Source organism: uncultured Flavobacterium sp. (assembly GCF_963975005.1).
Classification (GTDB): Bacteria; Bacteroidota; Bacteroidia; order Flavobacteriales; family Flavobacteriaceae; genus Flavobacterium.
Genome location: NZ_CAXBFR010000184.1, coordinates 1 through 3,623, shown reverse-complemented (window position 1 = coordinate 3,623; position 3,623 = coordinate 1). Strand labels below are relative to the sequence as shown.

4 protein-coding genes are annotated in these 3,623 nt (G+C 29.0%); 2 read left to right on the top strand and 2 right to left on the bottom strand.

What is annotated here, in order from left to right:
- Positions 1 to 170: 170 nt before the first annotated feature.
- A complete protein-coding gene (locus tag AACZ53_RS14195) occupies positions 171 to 926 on the bottom strand; it encodes a LytTR family DNA-binding domain-containing protein (protein ID WP_339839804.1) in 756 nt (251 codons plus the stop codon).
- Between the two features lie 832 nt (positions 927 to 1,758).
- On the opposite strand from AACZ53_RS14195, the gene AACZ53_RS14190 reads away from it, so the two are divergent.
- The gene (locus AACZ53_RS14190; RefSeq protein WP_339839802.1) at positions 1,759 to 1,929 is read left to right on the top strand and encodes a hypothetical protein; all 171 of its coding nucleotides are present in this window, start codon (positions 1,759 to 1,761) and stop codon (positions 1,927 to 1,929) included.
- 9 nt (positions 1,930 to 1,938) lie between these two features.
- Here AACZ53_RS14190 and AACZ53_RS14185 read toward each other — a convergent pair whose 3' ends face one another.
- Entirely contained in the window at positions 1,939 to 2,529 is a 591-nt protein-coding gene (locus tag AACZ53_RS14185) for a riboflavin synthase (protein WP_339839800.1), read from the bottom strand.
- A gap of 56 nt (positions 2,530 to 2,585) precedes the next feature.
- On the opposite strand from AACZ53_RS14185, the gene pdxA reads away from it, so the two are divergent.
- Positions 2,586 to 3,623: 4-hydroxythreonine-4-phosphate dehydrogenase PdxA (pdxA, locus tag AACZ53_RS14180; protein WP_339839798.1), on the top strand; the 1,038-nt coding region annotated here is incomplete at its 3' end.

The window sequence follows — 3,623 nt, the reverse complement described above, 5'->3', positions numbered from 1 at the left end:
TTATAAGATTTATAATGAAACTAACGGATTAAAATACAGTCATGTTTGGTCTATCCTTAAAAAAACATTTAATGCTGTTACTTGGAAGTCCATCATTTATCGTAATGTTCTTACTAGGAATTGTTTGACCAATTATTAAATTTATTACAAATAATAGAAATAAAAGGAGGCTATTTTTTTTTAATAATGTCATTGATGAAATCATCTTTTTTTCTGACCGAAACAGGAAGTGATTCGCCATTTGTTAATTCTACATAGTAATCATTTGTCTTATTAAATCGATTCACATAATTAATGTTTACAAGGTAACTTCTATGAATCCTTTTAAAAATATTTGTAGGCAATAGTTCCTCTACAATTTTTAGTGTTTTTGACAGCGTAATTTTCTTTCCTTCTAAAAATACAACTTTGGTATAGTTGCTTTCTGCTTCGCAATATAAAATTGAATTCACTTTTACAAATTCAAAGCCTGTTTCAGTTTGAAGAGCTATCTTATGATATTCGGAACTACCAAAATCAATATTTTCTATGAGTAACATTAACCTATCTTGCTGAGAAGCTTTATTCTGTTTACTATCGTATTTTTTTACTGCTTCTAATAAATCAATGTAGCCAATAGGTTTAAGAATATAATCTAATGCACTAGCTTTTACTGCATCAATTCCAAATTCAGAATGAGCAGTAGTGAAAATAACTTCAAAATTGATAGTTTTCAATGATTTTATTAACTCAAAGCCATTTTTGTTAGGCATTTGAATATCTAAGAAAACCAACTCAGGGTTGAAATTCTCAATTGCCGTTATAGCATCGTCAGCACTTTCGCATTTTGCAAGTACTAAAAACTTATCAGGAAAATAACGTATCAGAAGTTGTTCTAAAAACTCCCTAGCATTATACTCATCATCAACTATAATCGTTTTAATCATTGCATAAAAATAGTTAATTTAATTTTCATAAAACAAACTGATTTATTGAACGTTTGGAAATAAAGAGTAAGCGTTATCGAACAGGTCTATTCTTTATCTATAATTCGCTAGTATTATCAACGATTATCTTATATATCTTCAGGAGCAACCATGTGCTACCGTTATACAATAAATACGTGCTACGTTCCCTAGTTGAGTAGCTATATCACTTTTTTTTGAATCAAAAATCTCAAAAATATTTTTTGTGAAAAAGACCTCCTGAATAATAAAATTAATTTTTTTATAGGAAAAATTTTGTGAAGACTTTTATAGACCACTATTTGAGCAATACAGGCAGGTATATGTTAGGTGGTAACGGGAGGAGGGGCTGGATTGGATTTAAGGGATACCCTATAACACAATTGTGTATCTAATGGTAATAAATATATTAAAGAAAATTATGTTCTTAATGAATGGATTAATCCAGAATAAATAAAAGTAGGAATATTAATCTAAGTAAGTGTACTTAATGAGTGGAAAAATGCTTAAAAATGCACGATTACGCCCATTTTAAAAAAACATAAATACTTGATTTTCAACGATTATTTTTTAAATTTCCACACTCATAATCAGGTGGTCCCTGGTTCGAGCCCAGGTGGGACCACAATAAAAAAGCCTTTCGTAATTGAAGGGCTTTTTAATAAAAACAAGTTTTTGCATTTAAAAGATAATATGTATATATAAGGTTATTTTTATATTATTATTAATTTAAAAATTTTGTTAGTAATTTTTTTTTTTTACTTTTACGCACATGAAATTTACCCCAAATAATTTTTTTATAATCAGCTTTTTAATGGTAGGGTTTTCTGGTATGGCTAAACAAAGTCCACCACCACCACCGGCTGGTACACCACCACCTCCTGGTTTTCCTGTAGACGGAAGCCTTTTTTTAATGGTGTTGTTTGGAATTATTTTCTCGTTTATTTTTCTTAAAAAATATTCTACCTTAAGTAAAAAAGCTTGATTATTTGTCTTAAACGCCTAATTCAGTTAGTCTTTTAACGTATTTTCCTATAACATCAAACTCTAAATTTACACTATTGCCAATTTTTATTGTAGAAAAAATTGTGTTTTCATAAGTGTAAGGTATTATTGCAACACTAAATTCATTTAATTTAGAATGCACAACAGTTAAGCTAGTTCCATTTACAGTAATTGATCCTTTTTCAATAGTAACATTGCTTAAAGACGCGTCATATTCAAAAGTGAAATACCAACTGCCGTCTGATTCTTTTATGTTTTTACAAACGCCAATTTGATCGACATGGCCTTGAACAATATGACCGTCAAGTCTAGCCCCTAATATCATTGCTCTTTCAAGATTTACAAAATCATCTTTTTTCCAATTTCTAATTGTTGTTTTTTCAATTGTCTCTTTAATAGCTGTAACTGTGTAAAGTTTTTCTTTAATTTCAACAACTGTTAAGCAAATTCCATTGTGAGCAATACTTTGGTCAATCTTTAATTCATTAGTGATTTTTGATTCAATAGTTAAGTTAAGATTTTCTTGGTCTTGACTAACGTTTTTTATTATTCCTATTGTTTCTACTATTCCTGTAAACATAACTGATTTTTTTTACTAAATTTGTAGCTCAAAAATAGCATAAATAACTCTTTATAATGGTTAAAATAGCAGAAAATATTATTGTTGGAATTTCAATTGGTGATTTAAACGGCATTGGAAGTGAAGTTGTTCTTAAAACATTCGAAGATAACAGAATGTTAGAACTATGTACACCTGTAATTTTTGCCAACGTAAAAATAATGTCTTACTTAAAGAAGGTTTATGAATTAACATTAAATTTTCATGGAATTGACTCTTTAGATCAACTTGTTGTTGGAAAAATTAATGTTTTAAATGTTTGGAAAGAAACTGTCAATATTGAATTTGGTAAAAATGATAATGAAGTAGGTAGATTTGCAATAAAATCTTTTTTTGCTGCTACAAAAGCTTTAAAAGAAAATAAAGTAGACGTTTTGATAACGGCACCAATTAATAAATACAACATTCAATCTGAAGAATTTAAATTTCCTGGTCATACAGACTATTTAGCAAAAGAATTTAACGAAAATGCTCTTATGTTTATGATTCATGAAAATTTGAGAGTTGGATTGTTAACAGACCATGTTCCAGTTAATGATGTTTCTAAGTATTTGAATGAAGAATTAATAGCTAAAAAGGTTAAAATTGTAAATGATACTTTAAAACAAGACTTTAGAATTGAAAAGCCCAAGATTGCTGTATTAGGACTTAATCCTCATGCCGGAGACAATGGTGTAATTGGCAAAGAAGATGAAAATATTATTAAGCCAGCTTTAAAAAAGATTTATGATTCAGGAACTATGGTTTTTGGGCCTTATTCGGCAGATAGTTTTTTTGGAAGTAATCAATACAAACAATACGATGCTGTTTTAGCAGTATACCATGATCAAGGTTTAATTCCGTTTAAAACCATGTCGTTTGGTAATGGAGTTAATTATACCGCTGGTTTAAGTAAAATTAGGACTTCTCCAGATCACGGAACAGCTTTTGATATTGCAGGAAAGAATAAGGCAAATGAAAGTTCGTTCAGAGAGGCTTTGTACTTAGCCTTAGATGTGTATAATAAAAGAAATGAATACAAACTAACATTAACAACAAAAGAGAAAGATGTTCTT